Annotated in this window: 20 protein-coding genes; all 20 read left to right on the top strand. The window is 68.5% G+C overall.

Annotated features, from left to right (window positions below):
- The first annotated feature begins 57 nt into the window (after positions 1 to 57).
- The 20 genes from ACFW6B_RS23065 to ACFW6B_RS22970 all read left to right on the top strand — a co-directional run bounded on the left by ACFW6B_RS23065 (position 58) and on the right by ACFW6B_RS22970 (position 18408).
- Positions 58 to 564 carry a hypothetical protein gene (locus ACFW6B_RS23065; protein WP_386598407.1) on the top strand — a complete coding sequence of 169 codons (507 nt, stop codon included), beginning with the start codon at positions 58 to 60 and terminating at the stop codon, positions 562 to 564.
- Positions 565 to 573: 9 nt separating this feature from the next.
- A complete protein-coding gene (locus ACFW6B_RS23060; protein ID WP_386598406.1) occupies positions 574 to 1440 on the top strand; it encodes a hypothetical protein in 867 nt (288 codons plus the stop codon).
- A 100-nt stretch (positions 1441 to 1540) separates the two neighbouring features.
- Entirely contained in the window at positions 1541 to 1789 is a 249-nt protein-coding gene (locus tag ACFW6B_RS23055) for a hypothetical protein (RefSeq protein ID WP_386598405.1), read from the top strand.
- On the top strand, positions 1789 to 2319 hold the full coding sequence (locus ACFW6B_RS23050; protein ID WP_386598404.1) for a hypothetical protein: 531 nt from the start codon (positions 1789 to 1791) through the stop codon (positions 2317 to 2319). Before ACFW6B_RS23055 ends, ACFW6B_RS23050 begins: the two co-directional genes overlap by 1 nt.
- A gap of 41 nt (positions 2320 to 2360) precedes the next feature.
- Positions 2361 to 2612, top strand: coding sequence for a hypothetical protein (locus ACFW6B_RS23045; protein WP_386598403.1), 252 nt, complete (start codon positions 2361 to 2363; stop codon positions 2610 to 2612).
- Entirely contained in the window at positions 2609 to 3049 is a 441-nt protein-coding gene (locus ACFW6B_RS23040) for a hypothetical protein (RefSeq protein WP_386598402.1), read from the top strand. The genes ACFW6B_RS23045 and ACFW6B_RS23040 overlap by 4 nt, the downstream gene beginning before the upstream one ends.
- Entirely contained in the window at positions 3046 to 3429 is a 384-nt protein-coding gene (locus ACFW6B_RS23035; RefSeq protein ID WP_386598401.1) for a hypothetical protein, read from the top strand. The genes ACFW6B_RS23040 and ACFW6B_RS23035 overlap by 4 nt, the downstream gene beginning before the upstream one ends.
- A 79-nt stretch (positions 3430 to 3508) precedes the next feature.
- Complete coding sequence (locus ACFW6B_RS23030) at positions 3509 to 4108, top strand: hypothetical protein (protein ID WP_386598400.1); 600 nt, start codon at positions 3509 to 3511, stop codon at positions 4106 to 4108.
- A gap of 229 nt (positions 4109 to 4337) precedes the next feature.
- The gene (locus ACFW6B_RS23025; protein WP_386598508.1) at positions 4338 to 5225 is read left to right on the top strand and encodes a ParA family protein; all 888 of its coding nucleotides are present in this window, start codon (positions 4338 to 4340) and stop codon (positions 5223 to 5225) included.
- Positions 5222 to 6169, top strand: a complete 948-nt coding sequence (locus tag ACFW6B_RS23020; protein WP_386598399.1) for a hypothetical protein — start codon at positions 5222 to 5224, stop codon at positions 6167 to 6169. The genes ACFW6B_RS23025 and ACFW6B_RS23020 overlap by 4 nt, the downstream gene beginning before the upstream one ends.
- A gap of 189 nt (positions 6170 to 6358) precedes the next feature.
- The gene (locus tag ACFW6B_RS23015; RefSeq protein WP_386598398.1) at positions 6359 to 6895 is read left to right on the top strand and encodes a hypothetical protein; all 537 of its coding nucleotides are present in this window, start codon (positions 6359 to 6361) and stop codon (positions 6893 to 6895) included.
- 2 nt (positions 6896 to 6897) lie between these two features.
- A complete protein-coding gene (locus tag ACFW6B_RS23010) occupies positions 6898 to 7179 on the top strand; it encodes a hypothetical protein (protein WP_386598397.1) in 282 nt (93 codons plus the stop codon).
- Positions 7172 to 11236, top strand: coding sequence for a hypothetical protein (locus ACFW6B_RS23005; protein ID WP_386598396.1), 4065 nt, complete (start codon positions 7172 to 7174; stop codon positions 11234 to 11236). Before ACFW6B_RS23010 ends, ACFW6B_RS23005 begins: the two co-directional genes overlap by 8 nt.
- Positions 11223 to 12161 carry a hypothetical protein gene (locus tag ACFW6B_RS23000; protein WP_386598395.1) on the top strand — a complete coding sequence of 313 codons (939 nt, stop codon included), beginning with the start codon at positions 11223 to 11225 and terminating at the stop codon, positions 12159 to 12161. Before ACFW6B_RS23005 ends, ACFW6B_RS23000 begins: the two co-directional genes overlap by 14 nt.
- Before the next feature lie 69 nt (positions 12162 to 12230).
- Positions 12231 to 13208, top strand: coding sequence for a hypothetical protein (locus ACFW6B_RS22995; RefSeq protein WP_386598394.1), 978 nt, complete (start codon positions 12231 to 12233; stop codon positions 13206 to 13208).
- 3 nt (positions 13209 to 13211) lie between these two features.
- Entirely contained in the window at positions 13212 to 14423 is a 1212-nt protein-coding gene (locus ACFW6B_RS22990; RefSeq protein WP_386598393.1) for a hypothetical protein, read from the top strand.
- 44 nt (positions 14424 to 14467) lie between these two features.
- Positions 14468 to 17023: a hypothetical protein gene (locus tag ACFW6B_RS22985; protein WP_386598391.1), complete on the top strand. Its 2556-nt coding sequence runs from the start codon at positions 14468 to 14470 to the stop codon at positions 17021 to 17023.
- A gap of 13 nt (positions 17024 to 17036) precedes the next feature.
- Complete coding sequence (locus ACFW6B_RS22980) at positions 17037 to 17417, top strand: hypothetical protein (protein ID WP_386598390.1); 381 nt, start codon at positions 17037 to 17039, stop codon at positions 17415 to 17417.
- A gap of 95 nt (positions 17418 to 17512) precedes the next feature.
- On the top strand, positions 17513 to 18013 hold the full coding sequence (locus tag ACFW6B_RS22975) for a hypothetical protein (protein WP_386598389.1): 501 nt from the start codon (positions 17513 to 17515) through the stop codon (positions 18011 to 18013).
- A gap of 74 nt (positions 18014 to 18087) precedes the next feature.
- On the top strand, positions 18088 to 18408 hold the full coding sequence (locus tag ACFW6B_RS22970) for a hypothetical protein (RefSeq protein ID WP_386598388.1): 321 nt from the start codon (positions 18088 to 18090) through the stop codon (positions 18406 to 18408).
- The last annotated feature ends 87 nt before the right edge of the window (positions 18409 to 18495 follow it).

Below are 18495 nucleotides of genomic sequence, written 5' to 3'. Positions count from 1 at the left end.
TAGACCGCGGGGCGGTCCAACGTTCCTCCGCCAACGCCTGACCCACTGGAGGACCCTGTGCCGCCCCGCACCCGCAAGACCACGACCGACGAGCAAACCGACAGCGCGACCGCGGAAGCCACTACCGAGACCGTCGCGGAAGCCCCCGACACCGCGGCGGCCGCCGAGCCCGAGAACAAGGCGACCCCGGCCGCCGACGTCGAGACGAAGGTGCCGGACGTCGCCCCGCTCGAACCGCCGGCCGCCCCTCTCGAGCCCGCTCCGGACCTGGACACCCTCAGTACCGCCCAGCAGCTCATCCCGGCGAAGCTCGACGGTCGCATCGTTGACGACGCCACCGGCGAGATGCCCACCGACCCCGACGGCGTGTTCCTCACCGTCGGCACGTACGGGGAGCGCGCCCAGTGCACCGTCCGCCTGGTCGAGCACACCGGCATCGGCACCTACAACACCCCCATCACGCGCCTTCTGGTCGCGGCGGGCGCGGAGCTGAAGCGGTCCCAGGCCGATCGGATCGTGGCCCGACTGCGCGAACAGCTCGCCCAGGCCGCGACCGCCGAGTAGGAGGCTCCTGTGACGGCGTACGACTACCGGCCCGTATGGGCTGGAGCGGTCTGCGACCCGGCGACGGCCGGAGGCAGCGTCGACCGCATCGACCTCTACGACAGCCCCGAGCGCACCGGGGCCCCGGCCGCGACGGCTGGCCCGGCCGTCCGCCTGCGTGAGGCGGTGTACCGCTTCACGCTCCCGGACTCGCTGGCCGATGGCCGGTACTGGTGCGCTGTCACCTTCAAGCCGTCCGCCGGCGCCACGGCGACCGACCGCATGGTCAAGGTCGACCTACCCCGCGGTACCGGCCTGATCGCCTCCGCGGAGGAGGTCGCCGACGAGCTCGGTGTCACCCTGCCGCTCACCGCCGCCCAGCGCGAGCGGTACTGGACGAAGATCCGCACCGCTCAGGCGGACGTGTCCAGCTACCTCGGTCGGCCGCTGCTCCCCACACCCCGACGACTGCTCGACGTCACACCGCTGTGGGGGTACAGCCTCAACGATCCGCAGGCCTGGCCCATCCAGCAGTTCGACGACGTCGTGACCGTGCTGGGTCACGTCGACAACCTGGACGGCACCTTCACCGTGGACCTCCTCGTCGGCTTGGACGCGGCCACGGAGGAACCCATCGTGCGGTACGTCGTCGCGCACGCGGCCGAGGCGATCCGCAACGACCCCACCGCGCCGGAATCCGGCACCCGCCGGGTGACGTCCGTGTCGGCCGAGGGACAGTCGATCTCGTACGACTCGGCTCCGCTGGCAGGGCAGGTTGGCGCACCGCCCACGCTGGACTCCCTGAGCGGATACCGGCCGCGCCTGTACCGGACGATCGCCACGGCGTCCGCGAACCCGTGGCCGTACGGCAGCCGACGCTATCGGCGCCGCTGGTAGCCCGGAGAGGAAGCACCCCATGGCCGTCGTCCTCCCGGACCGATCCCTGACTGCGTACGTCCTGCCACACCCGTGGACTCGAGATGCGCTCGGTACGCCCGTGCCGCCTCCGCCCGACGCCCGGCCGACGCCGCGCGGCACATGGCCGGGCGCGGCCGCGAAGCAGACTGACGGCTCGTGGACGCTGCGTGTCGACCCCGAGGCGTGGCCGCTCAAGCCGGGCGACGTGCTCAGCGACGGCACCCTCACCTGGACCGTGGTGACCGCGCTCCCGAAGACCGTGCCTGGCTACGGGGCGGCGGACTACATCGCCGTCGTCGCCTCGGAGAACCCTCCGGAGGTGCCCTGATGGCGAAGTTCCACGCGACGCCCGGCCTGGACCGCATGGTCGCGATGATGGTCGCCCCGCACATCCACGAAGTCGCGCGCGAGGTAGAGCGGGCCGCCAAGAGGTTCGCCCCGCCGACGAAGAAGTGGATCACCGTCGCGGACGATCGCGTCCGCCCCACGCACGCGCAGGCGCACGGTCAGGAGCGCCCCGACAACCTGCGGTTCGAGATCAACAGCATGGACTGGGACCGCAAACACCGCGGCGTCGGCCCCCTCACGTACATGAAGCAGCCCCGCGACGAGAGCAGCCGGGCTGTCGCGAACCTCAAGAACTGCCGGTGCAGCGTGCACACCATCCCGGACGGCATCTCGCGCAACATCCGGACCCTGCCGCCGGTCATCACGGGCAGCACCGTCACCGCGAAGGTTGTCGCCTCCGGGAAGTTCGTCGTCGAAGCGGAAGTCGGGACGGTCTACCCGGGCAACCTGGAAGCGATCGGCGCCTTCTACATGGCGCGGGCGGCCGCCGCGGTCGCCGCCCGGCGGTGAGGACGCGACACTACGGCGCACCGCTCTGCACCCTGCGCGCCATGACCACGAACGCCACCAAGAAGAACACCTTCGCGGCCGCCACGGAGCCGGCCGCCACCGAGGACCAGGCCGTCACCGTCATCGGCCCGCCGCTGCGCGCGGGGCAGAGCCCGGAGAAGGTCCGCTTCGCTCACCACCTGCGGGTGGGCGGCGTGGAGGTCAAGCCCGGTGACGACGCCTACGTCTCCCCGGACTACGCCCGGCAGCTCCGCGGCAGCGGCTACATCGCGCGCACCCGCAGCCAGGCGTGAACGGCACCGATCTCGCCGACGTTGACCCGGTCGCCGTTGTCCTGGCCTGGCTCGCCAAGCACCCTCAGGTGACCGCCGCGCTGGGAGGGCCCGGCCGGGTGTCTGGCGTGCGCGAGGCTCCCTGGCCACACCTGCGTGTGATCCCAGGCGTTGGCGGCGACCTGCGCGATCTGGAGTGGGTTACCGAACCGGAGGTGATCTTGGAGGTGTACGGCGATCCGTCCGGCTGGCCGGGCCCGCATGCCCTGCGGCGCATCGCTCTCGTGTGTGCGCTGGCGACGAAAGAGCTCGTCGACCAGCCGGCCGGGCCCGGACAGCCCGTCATCAGCTCCGTGCGCCCGTCCGGCGTTCTGATCGACTCTCCACTTGCCGACGGCCAGCCGCGGCACATCTTCGGCCTCCTCACCACCATCCACCCGCCCCAGGAGACACAGTGACGCTGCCGAAGAACGGTCTGACCACCATCCAGATCGCGCCCATCGGCACGCCGCTGCACGCGAGGCCTGGCACCTGGGCGGACCTGGGAACGGTCAACGACTTCCAGATCCACTACGTCGACGAGGCGCTGTCGTTCGTGCCCCTTCCTGCGCTGGCGCCGACGGCCATCGGCGTCGAGCTGGGCTCTCTCGCCTTCAGCGCCCTCCTGGCACAGCTTCGGGCCTTCCGGCATCCGCATCCGGCCTGCAGCGACACGCGACAGCGGATCGAGGAGCACCTTCGGCACCGCAGGCTCACGAACATGCTGCAGGCCGCCCTGCACAGCTACCGCCCCACGCCTCTGGCGTTGCCGCTCGTATCGCTGGCGAACCCGGTGTGAGGTCCACCGCGCGACGTTAGCCGTCCGTCGTCCCCATCGTGGCCCGGCCCCAACCCCTGGCTACGAGGAGAGCACTGCCATGGCAGGCGAGAGCATCACCAACGCGAATCAGATCGTCGTTCCCGCGCGAACCCGGGTATGGCTCGCACCCGTCGGCACTGAAGCGCCGGCCGACGCTACCGTCGCGATGCCGGCGGGCTGGTACAGCGTCGGCCTCACCACCGAGGACAGCCTGAAGTTCACCGAGGAACCCAGCTTCGAGCAGGTCAAGTCCGCTCAGACCGACTTCCCGTCCCGGACCTTTCAGACCTCCGACAGCGCCACCGTGGAGGTCGACCTGCAGCAGTGGTCCGGCCGCAACTTCCAGGCCGTGTACGGCGGCGGCAGTATCACCACCATCACGCCGTCGGGCGGGACCGAAACGAGCCCGAAGCACTACCGCTTCGCGCCGCCGCGCATCGGCGGCCGTACGGAGGTCGCTGGCTGCATCGAGGTCGTCGACGGCGGGAAGTCGTATCGGTACGTCCTGCCGCGCACCATGCAGATGGAGGGCGTCAGCAAGGACCTGCAGAAGGCAAAGGAATCGGTGCTCCCGCTGCGCCTTGCGGTGCAGGGCGGCGACGACTCGGACGCCTGGTACCTGCTCACCAACGACCCCGCGTTCGCGCCGGCCGCGTAGCCGGAGGCCGTGTCTCACTGTGAGACACGGCCCCGATCACACCCCCAGAAGCCCGTGTCTCACATGTGAGACACGGGCTTTTACCGTCACTCGACCGTGTGACGCTCCCATGGACAACGCACTGCGCAGGCATCCAGTCCCACGGGTCTGTGCATCTTCGCGACCGTCTGCCTGGCAGAATGCGAGCGACTTATCCGCCGTGCCTTGAAGGGGCGCCCTCGTGTCAATCATGCCCATGTCGGCCGAGGCTCTCGGCATCGACTACAGACTCTTCAGCCATGTGACGTCCTTCGCGAGCGGCAAGGGCGGTGTCGGCAAGACCACCCTCACCGGCAACAACGCGACCAAGACCGCGTCCAAGGGGATCCCAACCCTGGCGATCGACGCCAACGGGCAGGGCAACCTGCGCCGAGAGTTCGGGATGGACGAAGGCGACAAGGGCACGGCGTTCTACGAGGCGTTGAGAAACGGCACCCCGCTGCAGCCCATCAAGGATGTGCGCCCCAACTTGGACGTGGTCCTGGGCGGCAAGGAACTCCGTCAAATCAACACCCTGTTCCTGGAAATCGCACAGAGTGAGGGCCCTTACGCGGCCTTCTGTCGCCTCGCTCAGTGCCTCCAGCCGCTGCTCTCCCAGTACGGCGTCGTATGGATCGACGCGCCGCCGGAGAACCCGAACGTCCTCATGCTGTGCCTGTGCGCCTCCCGCTGGCTCGTGGCGCCGGTGAAGATGGACATCTGCAGCCTCGAAGACGCTCTGAACGACATCTCCGACGCCTTCAAGGCCGCAAAGCAGGTCAACCAGATGCTTGAGCTGCTGGGCGTTGTCCACTTCGGATCCCCCAACAAGTCCTCCGGCATCCACAAGGAAGTCGTCGACGAAGCCCGCCGCCTCCTGGGCAAGAGCACCCACGTCTTCGACGAGACGATTCACGCGTCCTCCAGGACAGCGAAAATCGCCCGCCAACTGGGCCTCTCCGTGTGGGAGCTGGATGTCCTCAAGCGCGCAGAGGACAAGAAGATCGAGGGCACCATCAGCAACCTCGCCGAGGCCCACGACAAGCTGACGACTGCGCTCCTGCTGCGTATGCGGAGCCGATTGGAGATCGCCGCATGACCACCGCGAACACCGACACCGCCGAGACGGACGCCGACGAGAAGGGCTCCCTGGAGGACGCGTTCTCGGGAACCGCGGCTGGCAGCGAAGAAGACGTCTTCGGCTTCCTCAAACTCAAGGCCACGCCCGCTCCCGCCGCAGATACGGTGCCCGCAGCGAGGGAGCCGGAGAGCGATGTCGCTGCCCTTGCCGCCACAGCCGTGGCCGACGTTGAGGAGCCTGTGGAGGAGGGCGAGCCTGCGGCCGACGCGCCCAAGGCCGAGCGGCTGGCGTACTTCGAACGGATCGTCCACCACGAGAAGGAGCTCTACAAGGACACGGTCGTCGCCGCCGACAACCGGTTCGTAGAGAAGGCAAGCCCCGCGCTGTACGCGATCAGTCGCGAGAAGCTCTACCTGGAGATGGTGTCGGAGACCACCGGCAAGCCCTTCACCAAGTTCAAGGACTACCTCGCGGAGCGCTGGGACATCTCGCGGGCGCACGGGTACCGCATCGTCAACGAGCACCCGGTGTTGAAGGCCCTCGAACCCCTCGGCGCGGAGGCCCCCGACAAGCTGAGCGCCCGTCAGGTGCCCAAGCTGCTCGCAGTGCTGCGGTCCCGCGGGAAGGACGACGAGGCGGCAGGACAGGAAGCTGTTCGCACCGTCTGGACGCAGTCCGAGAGCAAGACGCCTGCCGGCCTGCAGGAGACGATCGACAAGCTCGGCTGGAACGACGCGGAGGCCCTGGCGCTCGACGACCTGAGCGAGTCGGAGCGCGAGCGGAAGACGCTGGTCGAGAAGTGGGACGTGGTGACGAGCACGCTCGACCCGGCCAAGGCCCGCGAGCTCCTGCAGCGCGACCCTCGTGAGGCCAAGCGCCTCCTGGACAAGATCAAGCCGTTCGTCGACGTCCTGGAAGAGGTCAGTCAACTGCCTGCGGGAAAGGGTAAGAAGCGGAGCTGACCCGCACTCCTGCACACTCTGGGCCCCGTGTCTCTCTCACCGTGAGACACGGGGCTCTTCCGTCTCCCCGCCCCGTGTCTCACGTGTGAGACACAGGCTCGCATCGCCGTCTTGCGAGCGCGCGACGTAAGGCGATCAGGGTTTCTACCTTCCCGGTGCTTTGACCCCCACCGGGAGGACCGGACACCCATGAGCAGCGATCAGTACGTCATCGACCTCGCCGCGCCGCGCCGCGAAGCGCAGTTCCCGCACGGCATCCTCGTGAAGTTCTCCGAGGATGCCGAGTTCCTGTTCCCGGCCGAACTGCCCGCCGACGCACTGGATCCGATCCTCAGCGAGGACCTGGACCTGGTTGGCCTGCTCGGAGACGTCGTACAGGCGCAGGGCAAGTCCGCCGTCGACGAGATCATCGAGCTCCTGTTCCGGCGCCCGCGACTGCCGAAGCTGTTCCTGAACGCCGTCAAGGAGACCTACAAGGCGCTCCTCGGCGAGCAGCAGTTCGCCGACTTCCTCGCGGCTCGCCCCTCGGTCCCCGACTATGTCCGGCTCACGATCGGCCTCACCCGCGTCTACGGGGTGGACCTGGGAAAGCTCTTCGGGTCGGCCGGCTCCTCCGAGACCGATGGGGAGACGTCGAAGCCGACCTCAGCCGATACCACCAGCTCGACGCTCGAGGAGTCTGGCGCCGCCCCGGAGACCGCGGATTCCTCGGGGTCCGCCGACTGATCGTGCTCCTCGACGGCCTGCCGGAGGAGTCGCGCACCAAGTCGTCCCCGCTCGACGGCTGGACCGTGCACACCGAGCTCCTGGCGCAGCTCGTGGAGGAAATCTCTCTGCTCGCTTCCGATCACCGCCGCGAAGAGCCGCGAACGATCACTCGCCCCTACAACCGCAGCGACGTCGCGGCAGGGAGCGGGGGCCCGGAGGCACAGCAGTCCACGAAGCCGATGAGCGGTCACCAGAAGATGCTGGCGGCCGCGGCCAGACGAGGAATGGTGCGCAGTGGCTGAGGGCATGCAGGCTGGCCGCCTTGAAGTGCCAGTCGTCGCCTCCCTCGAGGGGTTCGCCGAGAAGCTGCGGACCAAGGTCGAAGAGGCCGCGGAGGGCTTGGCCGTCAAGGTCAAGGTCAAGGTCGACGACAAGGGCTTGCGGAAGAAGCTCAAGAAGGCTGTCGACGAGGCGGCCGCCGGCGTCAAGGCAACGGTCGGTGTCCGCGTCGACCGGGACCGGCTCCGTGAGGAGCTGGAAGCCGTGGCTCGGCTCGCCTCGCGCAGCGACGTCCGCGTCCCGCTGCGCACCGACAGCGATGACGGCGGAGGCGCCAACGGCGGAGGTTTCCTTGGGCGTATCCGGTCGTGGCTCACCCGGGCCCAAGGCGAGGCGGACGCCAACCCTGTTCAGGTCCCGCTGTCGTTCGGCATGGCGGGGCGCGGCCGCCGCCGCCGCACCATGCGCATGGCGCTCATCGGCAGCCTGGTCTCGCTCATCCAGCCAGCTGTTGCCGCACTCGGCGAGTACGCGGTCGGACTGACCGCCCTCGTCTCCGCGGCCGCGCCAGCCGTTGGTGTCCTTGGCGCCATCCCCGGTCTGATCGCCGCGGCGGGCAGCGCAGCCATCGGCACCAAGATCGCTTTCAGCGGCTTCGGCAATGCCCTCAAGGAGTCACTCAAGGCTCAACAGCAACTCGCCTCCGACGGCAAGGTCACCGAGGAGCAGCAGAAGAATCTGGACCAGGCGCTCGACAAGCTCTCGAAGTCGGCACGCAAGACCGTCTCGGCCGTCTCGTCTTTGTCCTCGGCCTGGAACAAGGTCAAGCTGTCCGTCAGCGAACGCTTCTTCTCGAAGGTCGCCGACGACGTCAAGCCCCTGGCACAGTCTGTCTTCCCGCTGCTGAAAGACGCTCTTGGGGACTCTGCTTCCCAGATGGGTTCCCTCGCCGAGCGGGGCGCCCAGTTCATGAAGTCCAGCGTCTTCCGCTCGGACTTCAAGCAGATCGCCGCAACGAACTCTCGCGTCGTCGGCAACATGACCAACAGCCTGGCCAACCTCGGTCACGCGACTACCGACTTTCTGGTGGCCTCCGGCCCTTTCGTCCAGCGAGTCGGTAACGCAATCGAGAGGGGCGCTCAGTGGACTCGCGCCTCGGCCGCCGCTGGCCGCGAGACGGGCAGCCTGGCCATGTTCTTGGACCACGCCGGGGACAAGGCCGCCCAGCTCGGCCGGTCCACGGTCAACCTGACCAGGGGACTCGGCGGAGTCGGCCGGGCCGCGATGGATTCCGGCAACGCCCTGCTCGCCGGGTTCGAAGGCACGATGAAGCGCTTCGACCGGTGGGCGAATTCCAAACCGGGCCAGAAGGTCATGCAGCAGTTCTTTTCCGACGCTGCGCCCGCCTTCCACGAGCTCAACGCGCTCGTCGGTGACTTCGTGCGGGGCCTCGGTCGCGCGGCGACAGACGGCGGTATCACCGACCTGATCCGCCAAATCCGAACCGAGCTGATGCCCGCCCTCGGAACCTTCTTCACCGCGCTCGGAGACACCGTCGGTCCCGCGATCGTCGCCGTCATCTCGAACCTCGCGACCGCCATCGGCAACCTGTCCGGGGCCGCGAGCGGACTCGGACTGCTGCTCGTGGTGTTCAACGGCCTACTGGTGACCTTCAACTACCTGATGAGCGTCGTCCCGGGCGCCAACACCGCCCTGGCGTACTTCCTGGCCACCATGCTGGCGCTGAAGGTGATCAGCAGTGTCGGCAACATGCTGCGCGGCTTCGGAACCTCGATCGCCACCACCGCCACCTCCATGCGCTCGCTGGGCACCACGCTGCAGGGCACGACCACAGCCGCCGGCGGGCACCTCAGCCTGTGGGGCCGCATGGCCGGCGTCTACCAACGGGTCTCCTCGCAAGGCACTGGCCTGCGGGGCACGCTGCGCGGGATCGGCGCCGCTAACACCGTCGCTATGCGCAGCCTCGGCGGCATCACCTCCGCTCTCGGAGGCCCCCTCGGCATCGCCATCGCGGGCGCCACCATCGGACTCGGTCTGCTCGCCTCCAAGCAGGAGGAGAATGCTCGAGCCGCCGAAGCTCACCGGGAGCGCATCCAGTCCCTCGCTCAAGCCCTGGCGGACTCCAACGGCGTGATCGACGCCAACGTACGGGCCCACGCGGTGCAGCTCCTGCAGGAGACCGAGCTCTCCGACGGCAAGGGAAAGCTCGTCGACGTCATGCGGGATGCCGACGTCAGCCTCAAGACGCTGACCGACCGCTACCTGGAACAGGGCGGCACCATCGACGGCCTGCGGAAGAAGCTGCAGGAACTCGCTGACGCCAACCAGGAGTACAAGGATCTCGCCGGCGGCAAGGCCAGCGTCCTCAAGTACGACGAGCAGGGCCAGAAGTACAAGGACGCGGCTGACGCGCTCGGAGCGATCAACGGCGAACTGAAGAAGGGGCAGCGCGATGCCAAGGAAGCCGCGGCGGCCATGGAGTCCGCCGGGTCAACCGGCACCGATGCGTACAGCCGCCTTTCGACAGCTGTTCAGGGGTTCAGCGACAAGACGCAGTCGGCGGACAGCCGAGTCGATGCGCTGAAGCGGGCCCTGGACGCGCTCAACGGCAACAGTTCCTCGTTCCACGACGCCACCGCCCAGCTCAATGCGGTGATGCTGCAGATCGACGAGACGATGAAGGGCACCATCGAGCGGTCCGACGGCTGGGGTAAGGCCCTCGTCGGCAATGACGGCCTCGTCAACACGGCGACCCGCAACGGCCAGACCCTGAACAGCCAGCTCACCGAACTTCGCGACTCGATGCTCAGCATGGCCACCAAGGCCAAGGAGTCGGCCGAGAAGGGTGTGATGCCCCTGTCGGAGGCGATGGAGACGAGCCAGGCGTCTATGGAGCGGGCCCGTGCCAAGGCCATCCAGCTCGCCATGGACATGGGCATCCCGAAGGATCAGGCGAAGGCCCTGGCCGACCAGATGGGTCTGGTGCCGGAGACGGTCACCACGCTGATGACGACGTCGGGCATCCCGGAGTCGACCGCTCAGATCCTGGCCCTGCGGGGGCAGTTGGAGAGCATCAAGCCTGGCAAGTCCATCCAGATCGACGCGCCCACGATTGAAGCCCGTACCCAGCTTGAAGCGCTGGGGTTCACTTTCCAGCGCATCCCCGGCAGCAAGAAGATCGTCGTCACCGCGCCGACCGGGGGCGCCCGGGTCGACATCGGCGCACTGGCCGCCGACATCGCCGCGGCGCCGGACAAGAAGAGGGTGACCATTCAGGCCGTGATTTCCCAGGCTGTCGGCGATCTGAAGGGTGTGCAGGAGAAGGTCGCGGGGCTGAAGGACAAGAAGTCGATCACGGTTACCGCGCCCACGGCCACCGCCCAGAAGGCGCTGAAGGACCTCGGGTACAAGATCGAGACTGTCGACAAGGGCGGCAAGAAGGTCACCATCACCGCACCGACCGGGACACCGCTGTCGCAGGTCCAGCGCATCCAGGGCGCCATCAACAACATGACGGGCAAGACGATCCACGTCACCGTGCAGTACAGCGAGTCCGGTAAGCCGGCGGTCGTCCGCACGCATGCAGACGGCGCCATCGTCCAGTACGCCAACGGCGGCATCCGCGCTGCCGCCAGCAGGATCCGCGCCTTCGCGGCTGGCGCCGAGCGGCACATCGCCCAGATCGGAAGTCCGGGCGAAATGCGCGTATGGAATGAACCGGAGACACAGGGCGAGGCATACATTCCCCTGGCCCCGGCGAAGCGCAAGCGCTCCGAGGCCATCCTGCAGCGCGTCGCGGAGATGTTCGGCGGCCAGGTCGTCTACTTCGCTCAGGGCGCCCTGCGTCAGTACGCATCCGGCGGGATGCGCGTGCACGCCACCGCCCCGTCCGCCGCCCGGCCCCGGACAGCCACCGCGTCGGCTGCCACGGCGTCGCTCGTCGGGGGCGACCTGAACCTGACCATGACCAGCGCGCCGATGAGCCCGAGCGCAGCTCTCGGCAACGCCATGTTCGAGCTGCGCCGGATACGACTGGGAGGTGCGTATGCCTCTGGCTGAGGGCGAGTGGAAGCTGTCGTACAGCGCCAACGGGGTCCACCCTGGCGCCAGCTTCACCTTCGGGACCTGGCGCACGGGCTACTACCTGCTCGAACCGTTCGAGATCAAGAATGCCGACGTGACGAACAGCGACACCCCACTTCCCCGGGAAGACGGCGTCCGCCTCGGGCAGGACTTCACGGGTGGCGCCACCATCACGTTCGAGGTCGGTGTCGACACCGTCGACGACGGCGCCACCGCGGCTGCCCGGCATGCGGCGAACCTCGACGCCGTGTCGGTCATGCAGCAGGCGTGGGACGGCCGGGCGGTCCGCAGCCTCATGGCCACGCCCGCCGTGCTGTCGACGACGCAGGGAGGTCGGGCGAGACGCTGGTATGGGCGGCCCCGGCAGTGCGCGCCAGCCGCCTCCAAGCTGACCAAGCAGGGGTACACCCCGGTCGTCGCGAACTTCGCCACGGTGCACACCGGTAGCTTCGACGATGTCGAGCAGAGCGTGCGCGTGGACATGGCCCCGCCGCCCCATCGCGGCATCAAGGGGCCGCTCAAGGCGCCGCTGGCCATGGTTGGTGAGGGGACGGTCCGGACGCCGGGTGAGATCGTCGTGGGCGGCAACCGCCCGACGTGGCCGGTCATCAGCATCACGGGCCCCATCTCGCAGCCGGTGTGCGAACTGGTGGGCCGCTGGAAGCTGCAGCTGGACCTGACGCTCAAGGCCGGGGAGAAGGTCGTCATCGACCCGCGGCCGTGGGTACGGACGGCGCTGCGGGGCAGCGCGAGCATCGCAGGGCTGATCACCCGCTCGTCCCCGCTGCTGGAGAACCTGCTGATCCCGCGTGGCCGGCAGGACCTCGTACTGCGCGGTACCGACGCGACCGCCACGGCGTTCATGACCGTGGCGTGGCGCGACGCCTACGCCTACCTGTAGGGCGCGACGTAAGCACGCCGGGCCCGTGATCCTCCGCTGTCGCCAGGAAACCAGCAGCAGGAGGAACAGATGGCGTCGTGGGACAGCGTGCCGTGGTTTACCGAGGGGCAGGCGGAACACTCCACAGAGGTGGCGCGGCTCCTGGCTTACGCCGCCTTCGGCGGGGCGCAGGGCATCGTCGGCTCCGGGGACCTGGCCGTCAAGGCGCTGTCGTCGCCCGCGGCTCAGGTGCAGGTTCGCGCCGGTGCGTGCGCGATCCTCAATCAGGCCGCCGGGGCGACCTACCAGGCCTACGCGGGGCGCCTCCCGACGTCGGACACGGTCAACGTCGCAGCCACTGGTGCCTCGGCGCGCTCGGACCTGGTCATCGCCCGGGTGGAGAACCCCTACTCGTACGGGGAGACCTGGCCCCTCCCATCGGATCCCACGGTCGGCCCCTACATCTTCACACGGGTGATCTCCGGGGTGCCGAAGACGACGACGAACGTGCGGCAGGTCCACCCCACCGACTCGGCGATCACCCTGGCCCGCATCGACATCCCCCCGAACACGTCCGCGATCACGCAGGCGATGATCAAGGACTTGCGGGACATGGTCAGCGCCCGCCGGGACCGCGTGCTCTACACGGCGTTCCCCGGCGCTCTGTCGACGCTGTCCTACTCCGACAACAAGTGGCACAACTGGCCCGGCGCCGCCTCGTGGGACATCGACGTCCCGACCTGGGCGACCCGCGCCAAGCTGGTCATGACCTTCGCCGGCTTCCGCATGACCAAGAGCGACGTCTACGCGCGGATGCAGACCAAGTTCGGTTCCCTGCTCGGTCAGGACACCTACATCGACGACGACTCCGGCAACGGCACGCGCCGCTCCACCATCGTCCTCGCCGACAACTTCGCCGTCCCCCGACCGATGCGCGGCACCACACAGACGCTGACCGTGCAGACGTACATGTACAAGAGCGAGACCGGCGACGTGTCGGTCGACGCCGGCACGTCGATCATCGCTGACGTGGAATTCGTCGAGAGCCCGGACGAAGAGGAGGTGTGACCGGTGCCGGCCGGGTGGCGCTTCATCGCCCAGGACGCTCTCACCGAGGAGGTGCTCGACTGGCAGGTCCCGTTCACCCTGTCCTCGAACCCCAAGCGCGACCTGTCCGGGCCCGGGGCGATGGCAGGAAAGATCGAACCCGAGTATGCCCGGATGCTCGCCCCGGATGGGGACCCCATCCTGCGGGAGTGGGGCACCAAGCTGTATCTGGAGATCGACGGTGCGATTCGGTGGGGCGGCCTGGTCACCAAGACCGCATTCGACGGGGAACAGGCAACGATCAACTGCGAGGGGTTCAGCAGCTACCCGCATGGCATCCCGTTCGAGTCGCACGTCATCTCGGGCAAGAAGATCACACCCAAGGACCCGTACGCGGGCCGGGACAAGAACCACGACGGATTCATCGACGGCTCCAACCCGAAGAAGAAGGTGCCTGCGGCGCCCAAGCCCTACGGCGGACCCCGGATCGACGTGTTCGACGCCTTCCGCGCGGTCTGGAACCACGTCCAGACACGGCCGTACGGGGGCGTCGGTCTGGTAGTGGACACGCACGACAAGGGGGAACTGCTGGGCGCCAAGGACGGTAGCGACCCCTGGGAACTGGCCTGGTGGGACAACCCGGACTGCGGGCAGACCCTGGACACCCTCGTCAACCAGTTCCAGTTCGACTGGATGGAGACGCACGCCTGGAAGGACTCGACGAGCAACACCATCACCCACCGGCTGAGGCTCGGCACTCCCCGGATCGGCCGTAAACGCTCTGATCTTCGCTTCGCTCAGGGCGAGAACCTCGTCGCCATCGCCAAGCCCGAGGGCATGGGTGACGACTACGCCAACGAGGTCGTCGTCCTGGGCAAGGGCGAGGGCCAGAAGATGAAGCGCGCCCAGGTCCACAACTACTCCCGGGCGACCGGCCGGCTGCGCCGGGTGGCCACCGTCACGGACAAGACGCTCTCCTCGGACGACGCTCTTCGAAAGCGCGGCCAGGCGGAGCTCAACGGCCGCACGGCCGCCCTACAGATCCCCGCCGTCCAGATCATCGACCACCCCAACGCGAAGTTCGGCGCCTGGTCCCTCGGCGACGACATCCGCATACAGGTGCACGTGCCGTGGGTCGGCGACATCGACGTGTGGCACCGCATCATCTCCGACGAGATCAGCGCCGACGGCTTCGTCACCCTCACGCTGAAGCGCTCCGACAGCTTCCACTACTGACCAGGGCGCGACACTAGCCGCGCGGACATCGACCATCCCGCGGCATGGTCAACTTCCTGGATACCGAGTCGGACGCCAAGCGCTTCGCCGCGCTGCTAGACGGCTTCGACAAGCGGCTCCAGGCCCTTGAGCGCACATCCAAGGCCGCGTACACCTCCATCGAGGGTGGCACCCTCGACATCTACACGGAGGACGGGCAGCTCGCCGGGTCGGTCGGAGTGCAACCGGACGGCGGCATCGCCCTCGTCCCCGAGGCCGCGGCCGCCACTCCGCCCCCCACGCCCGGCGCCCCGACCGTGTTGTCGGCCCTGTCCGGCCTGACCGTCACCTGGGATGGCTGGTGGGACGACTCCGACACCCCACCGACGGACTTCGCGGCCATGCAGGTACATGTCGGCGCGGCCGCCGACTTCGCCCCCGACGTCACCACGCTCGCCGCGGCCATCGTCGACGTCACCGGCGGAAGCGTCACGGTCGCGCTGAATGACTACGCCGAGTGCTGGGTACGCCTCGTCGCCCTCACCACCGCCAGCCTCGCCAGTGCCCCTTCTACGGCCGTTCAGGGCCAGGCGCGCCAGGCCGTGGAGCAGGACCTCGTGGACGGGATGATCACCGAGGTCAAAATCGCCGAGAGCGCGGTCAGCGCGGCGAAGATCGCCCTCGGTGCCGTCGGGACCAACGCTCTCGCCGACGACGCGGTCACCGCGGTCAAAATCCTCGCCGGGGCCATCACCACGGACAAGCTCCTCGCCCTGGCTGTCACCGCCGAGAAGATCGCCTCGCTCGCCATCACCACGGACAAGCTCAGCGCGCTCGCGGTGACCGCGGACAAGCTGGCCGCGAACTCTGTGACCGCCACGAAGATCGCGGCTGGCGTCATCGACGCGACGCGCATCAAGGCTGGCTCGCTGACCGCAGACCGGCTGTCGCTCGGCACCGACGGCAACCTGATCGCCGATCCGTCTTTCGAGGGTGCTGTGTCCACACAGCGGGTCGCGGGCAGCACATCCTGGTCCGTTGTGGCGGGCGGCAACGGCACTGCCCAGGCCCTGCGCAACAACGCCGCGTCGTCTGCGGAGATGACGCTGGTCGGGCCCATCCCCGCGGTGCCCGGCCGGAAGATGTACCTCGCCGTGGACTACCTGGCCTCCACCGACTGGGTCGGTGACCGCCTGGACATCTACGCGGAGTGGCGTGACGCCGCGGGTACGCCGCTCGACTCCGCCATCGTCACCTCCGGCGCAGGAGCCACCGTGCGGGGCGCCTGGACGCGGGTCGCCGGCGTCTCCAGCATCGTGGCGCCGACGAACACCACGCAGGTGATCGTGCGTCTCAGGTCGGTCTCCTCGACCGCGGGCAGTGTGCTGTGGGACAACGCCGACGCCAAGTTCGTGACCGCCTCGGGCTTTGCCGGGGCCCGGACGGAACTCTCGCCTCTGGGCTTGCAGTTGTTCGACGAGGCGGGCGAGGAAGCCGTCGCGCTCCTGACCGGGCGCCCCAACTACCTCACTCTCTCCTCCGAGGGCGTACCGGTCGCGACGATCGACCAGGAGGGCAAGGCAGGCTTCCAGTCGATGGCCATCGCCGACAGCCTGACCCTGGGCGGTGACGACATCGCCACGATCCTCGACCAACGGCCGCGCGGCATCGTCGCGTACGGCGTCCCGGCCACGACCGTGACGTCGACCGGTACGGAGATCGGCTATTACGAGCTGCCCGCCATGATCCAGGCGGGCCGGATGTATCGCATCAAGTTCCACGCGACGGCTGACTTCGACACCGCCAACGATGGAGAAGCCCGGCTCTACCTGCGGGACGGCGGGGTGTCCACGCCCACGATCACCTCGACGCTGCGGCAGCACTGCATCCTCACCCCGTCGCACACGGGCCGGTTCTGGACGGCCGAGCTGGAGCACATCGCGCCGGCCAGCTCGCTCGGGGCGGGCCTTCACCGCTTCTTGCTCAGCTTCTCCAACGAGGGCGGCACCACGGGCCAGACGTTCGAGCTGGGCCTGCCCACCACCGGCCGGAGCTGCTACTTCATCGTCGAGGACATCGGGCCGGAGATCCCGAAGACCGGCGGCTACAACACGGGAGGCGGTACGGCCACCCCGCCCGTCGTGCAGTACACCAAGACGTACTCCGCCACCTGGTCCGGCTCCTACGCCGCCCGCGGCTCGTACAACAGCTACTACGGCAACTCCTGCTACCAGGGCTACTTCTCGTCGACAAACGGCATGCAGGCCTCGCTGATTGGCTTCTCGTCCGCCCTGGCCACGGACCTGGCCGGGGCGACCATCCAGAAGGCCGAGGTGTACCTGTACTTCGATCACTGGTACTACAACGCCGGCGGGAGCGCGGTGATCAAGGCGCACAGCCACGCATCGCGTCCTTCCACGTTCTCGTGCGACTCCGAGTCCAAGACGGTGGCCTGGGCAAAGAGCGTCGGCAAGTGGGTCGACATCACGAGCGTCTTCGACAGCACGAAGTGGCGGGGCATCGCGCTGGACCCAAACAACTCCAGCCTGAACTACTACGGCCGTGCGCGCGGTTACGGCCAGACCAACCCTCCGAAGCTGCGCGTCACCTACACCAAGTGAGGAGACTCCCGTCTTGCCCGCCCTGCCGTTGTCCCTGAACGACGTCTGCGGTCTCGCCTGCGAGCCGTCCTTACTCCCGCGCGTCCGCATGGCCATCGCGGTGATCGCGCAGGAGGTCTTCGCCGAACCCCCGGACACACCGGGGTACCCGGCGCGCTGGAACCTGTCCAAGACGGTGCTGAGCCCCACGGAGGCACAGGCGGCGCAGATGATGGTCGGCTTCGTCGCCTCACCGCCCATGCTCGCCGCCGCGGCGGAGGCCGCCGCGGCCGGGGCCACAGGCTCCGTGGCCGTGGCCGCCGCGATCTCCGACGACGCCATCCTGAACGCCATCCGTATCGGGTGGAACGCGGTCGCCGGCGTCAGCCCCGCCTCCGCGCAGCCGGTGACGTAAGACCACCTCGTAGTGCAGCGTTCCGGGCTGCGGGGAGCCGCGGGCTTTCAGGTCCCGGCTCCCGCGCACCCATATCCGTGTTCGAGGAGGGCGCCGTGGACTGGCTTTCTTCCCTGGCGCCGGTCATCGCCCCCGTCTGCGCCCTGGGCGGTGTCGTCATCGGGGCCTGGTTCAGCTACCGGCAGGTGAAGCGGCGCGGCGACGCCGATGAGCGGGTGGCCACCCTGCAGGCGACGTCATCGGCGCAGGCCACCGAAGGGCATACGTACGTTGAGGCGATGAAGACCGTCACGGCCGGTTTCTCCTCCCTGCTCGACCAGCAGCGCGGCATGCTCGACCAGCAGAAGGTGTTGCTGGACCAGGAGCGCGCGATGCACGCGCAGACCGTCGAGCGAGTCACCGTCCTGGAGGCCGGACAGCTCGAGTTGCAGCGTGAGGTGCGACTCATGCAGGAGGAACAGCGGCGTGACCGTCGGTGGAAGGCGGCCGCGCTGGACTACATTCACTCGCTGCTCGATGCGCTGCGCTCGCTGGGACGTTCGGCGCCCGAAGCGCCACCGGAGATCGCTGGCGATATTGCCCTGCCCGGGTCGTGAGCACGCGACGGTAGGACACGGCGCCCGGCAAGGTCTGCCCGTCCCAACCCCTCTCGCACGCAAGGACCTTTCCCATGAGCACCCTGCATTCCGTTGCCGTCGGCTCCGGTGTCGGCGCCGTCCTGCCCCTGCTGACTGCGGTTGTCCAGCAGCCGTTCTGGAGCGCCCGGGTCAAGCGGATCGTCGCTGTCGTCGTCGCCGGCATCGCTGGCGTCGTGACCGTGGCGTCCACTGGTGGCCTCGACCAGTTCACCCATGGTGTTCCCGCCCTCGGCACCATCGGCGCGGTTCTCGCCGCGTCCCAGGCCGCGCACGACCTGGTGTGGAAGCCCAGCGCAGTGACCACCGTGATCGAGTCGAGGACCGCCCTGCCCCGGGTGGAAAATAGCTCGTGAGCGGGGAGGGCCGGCTGCGGCCGGTATGATCCGCCAAGGTGGCCGTCTGGCCGCCGAACTCACCGTAGACAGACAGCGCCACGAGGG

Source organism: Streptomyces sp. NPDC058751, assembly GCF_042746485.1.
Lineage (GTDB): Bacteria > Actinomycetota > Actinomycetes > Streptomycetales > Streptomycetaceae > Streptomyces.
This window is presented reverse-complemented; position numbering and strand designations above follow the sequence as displayed.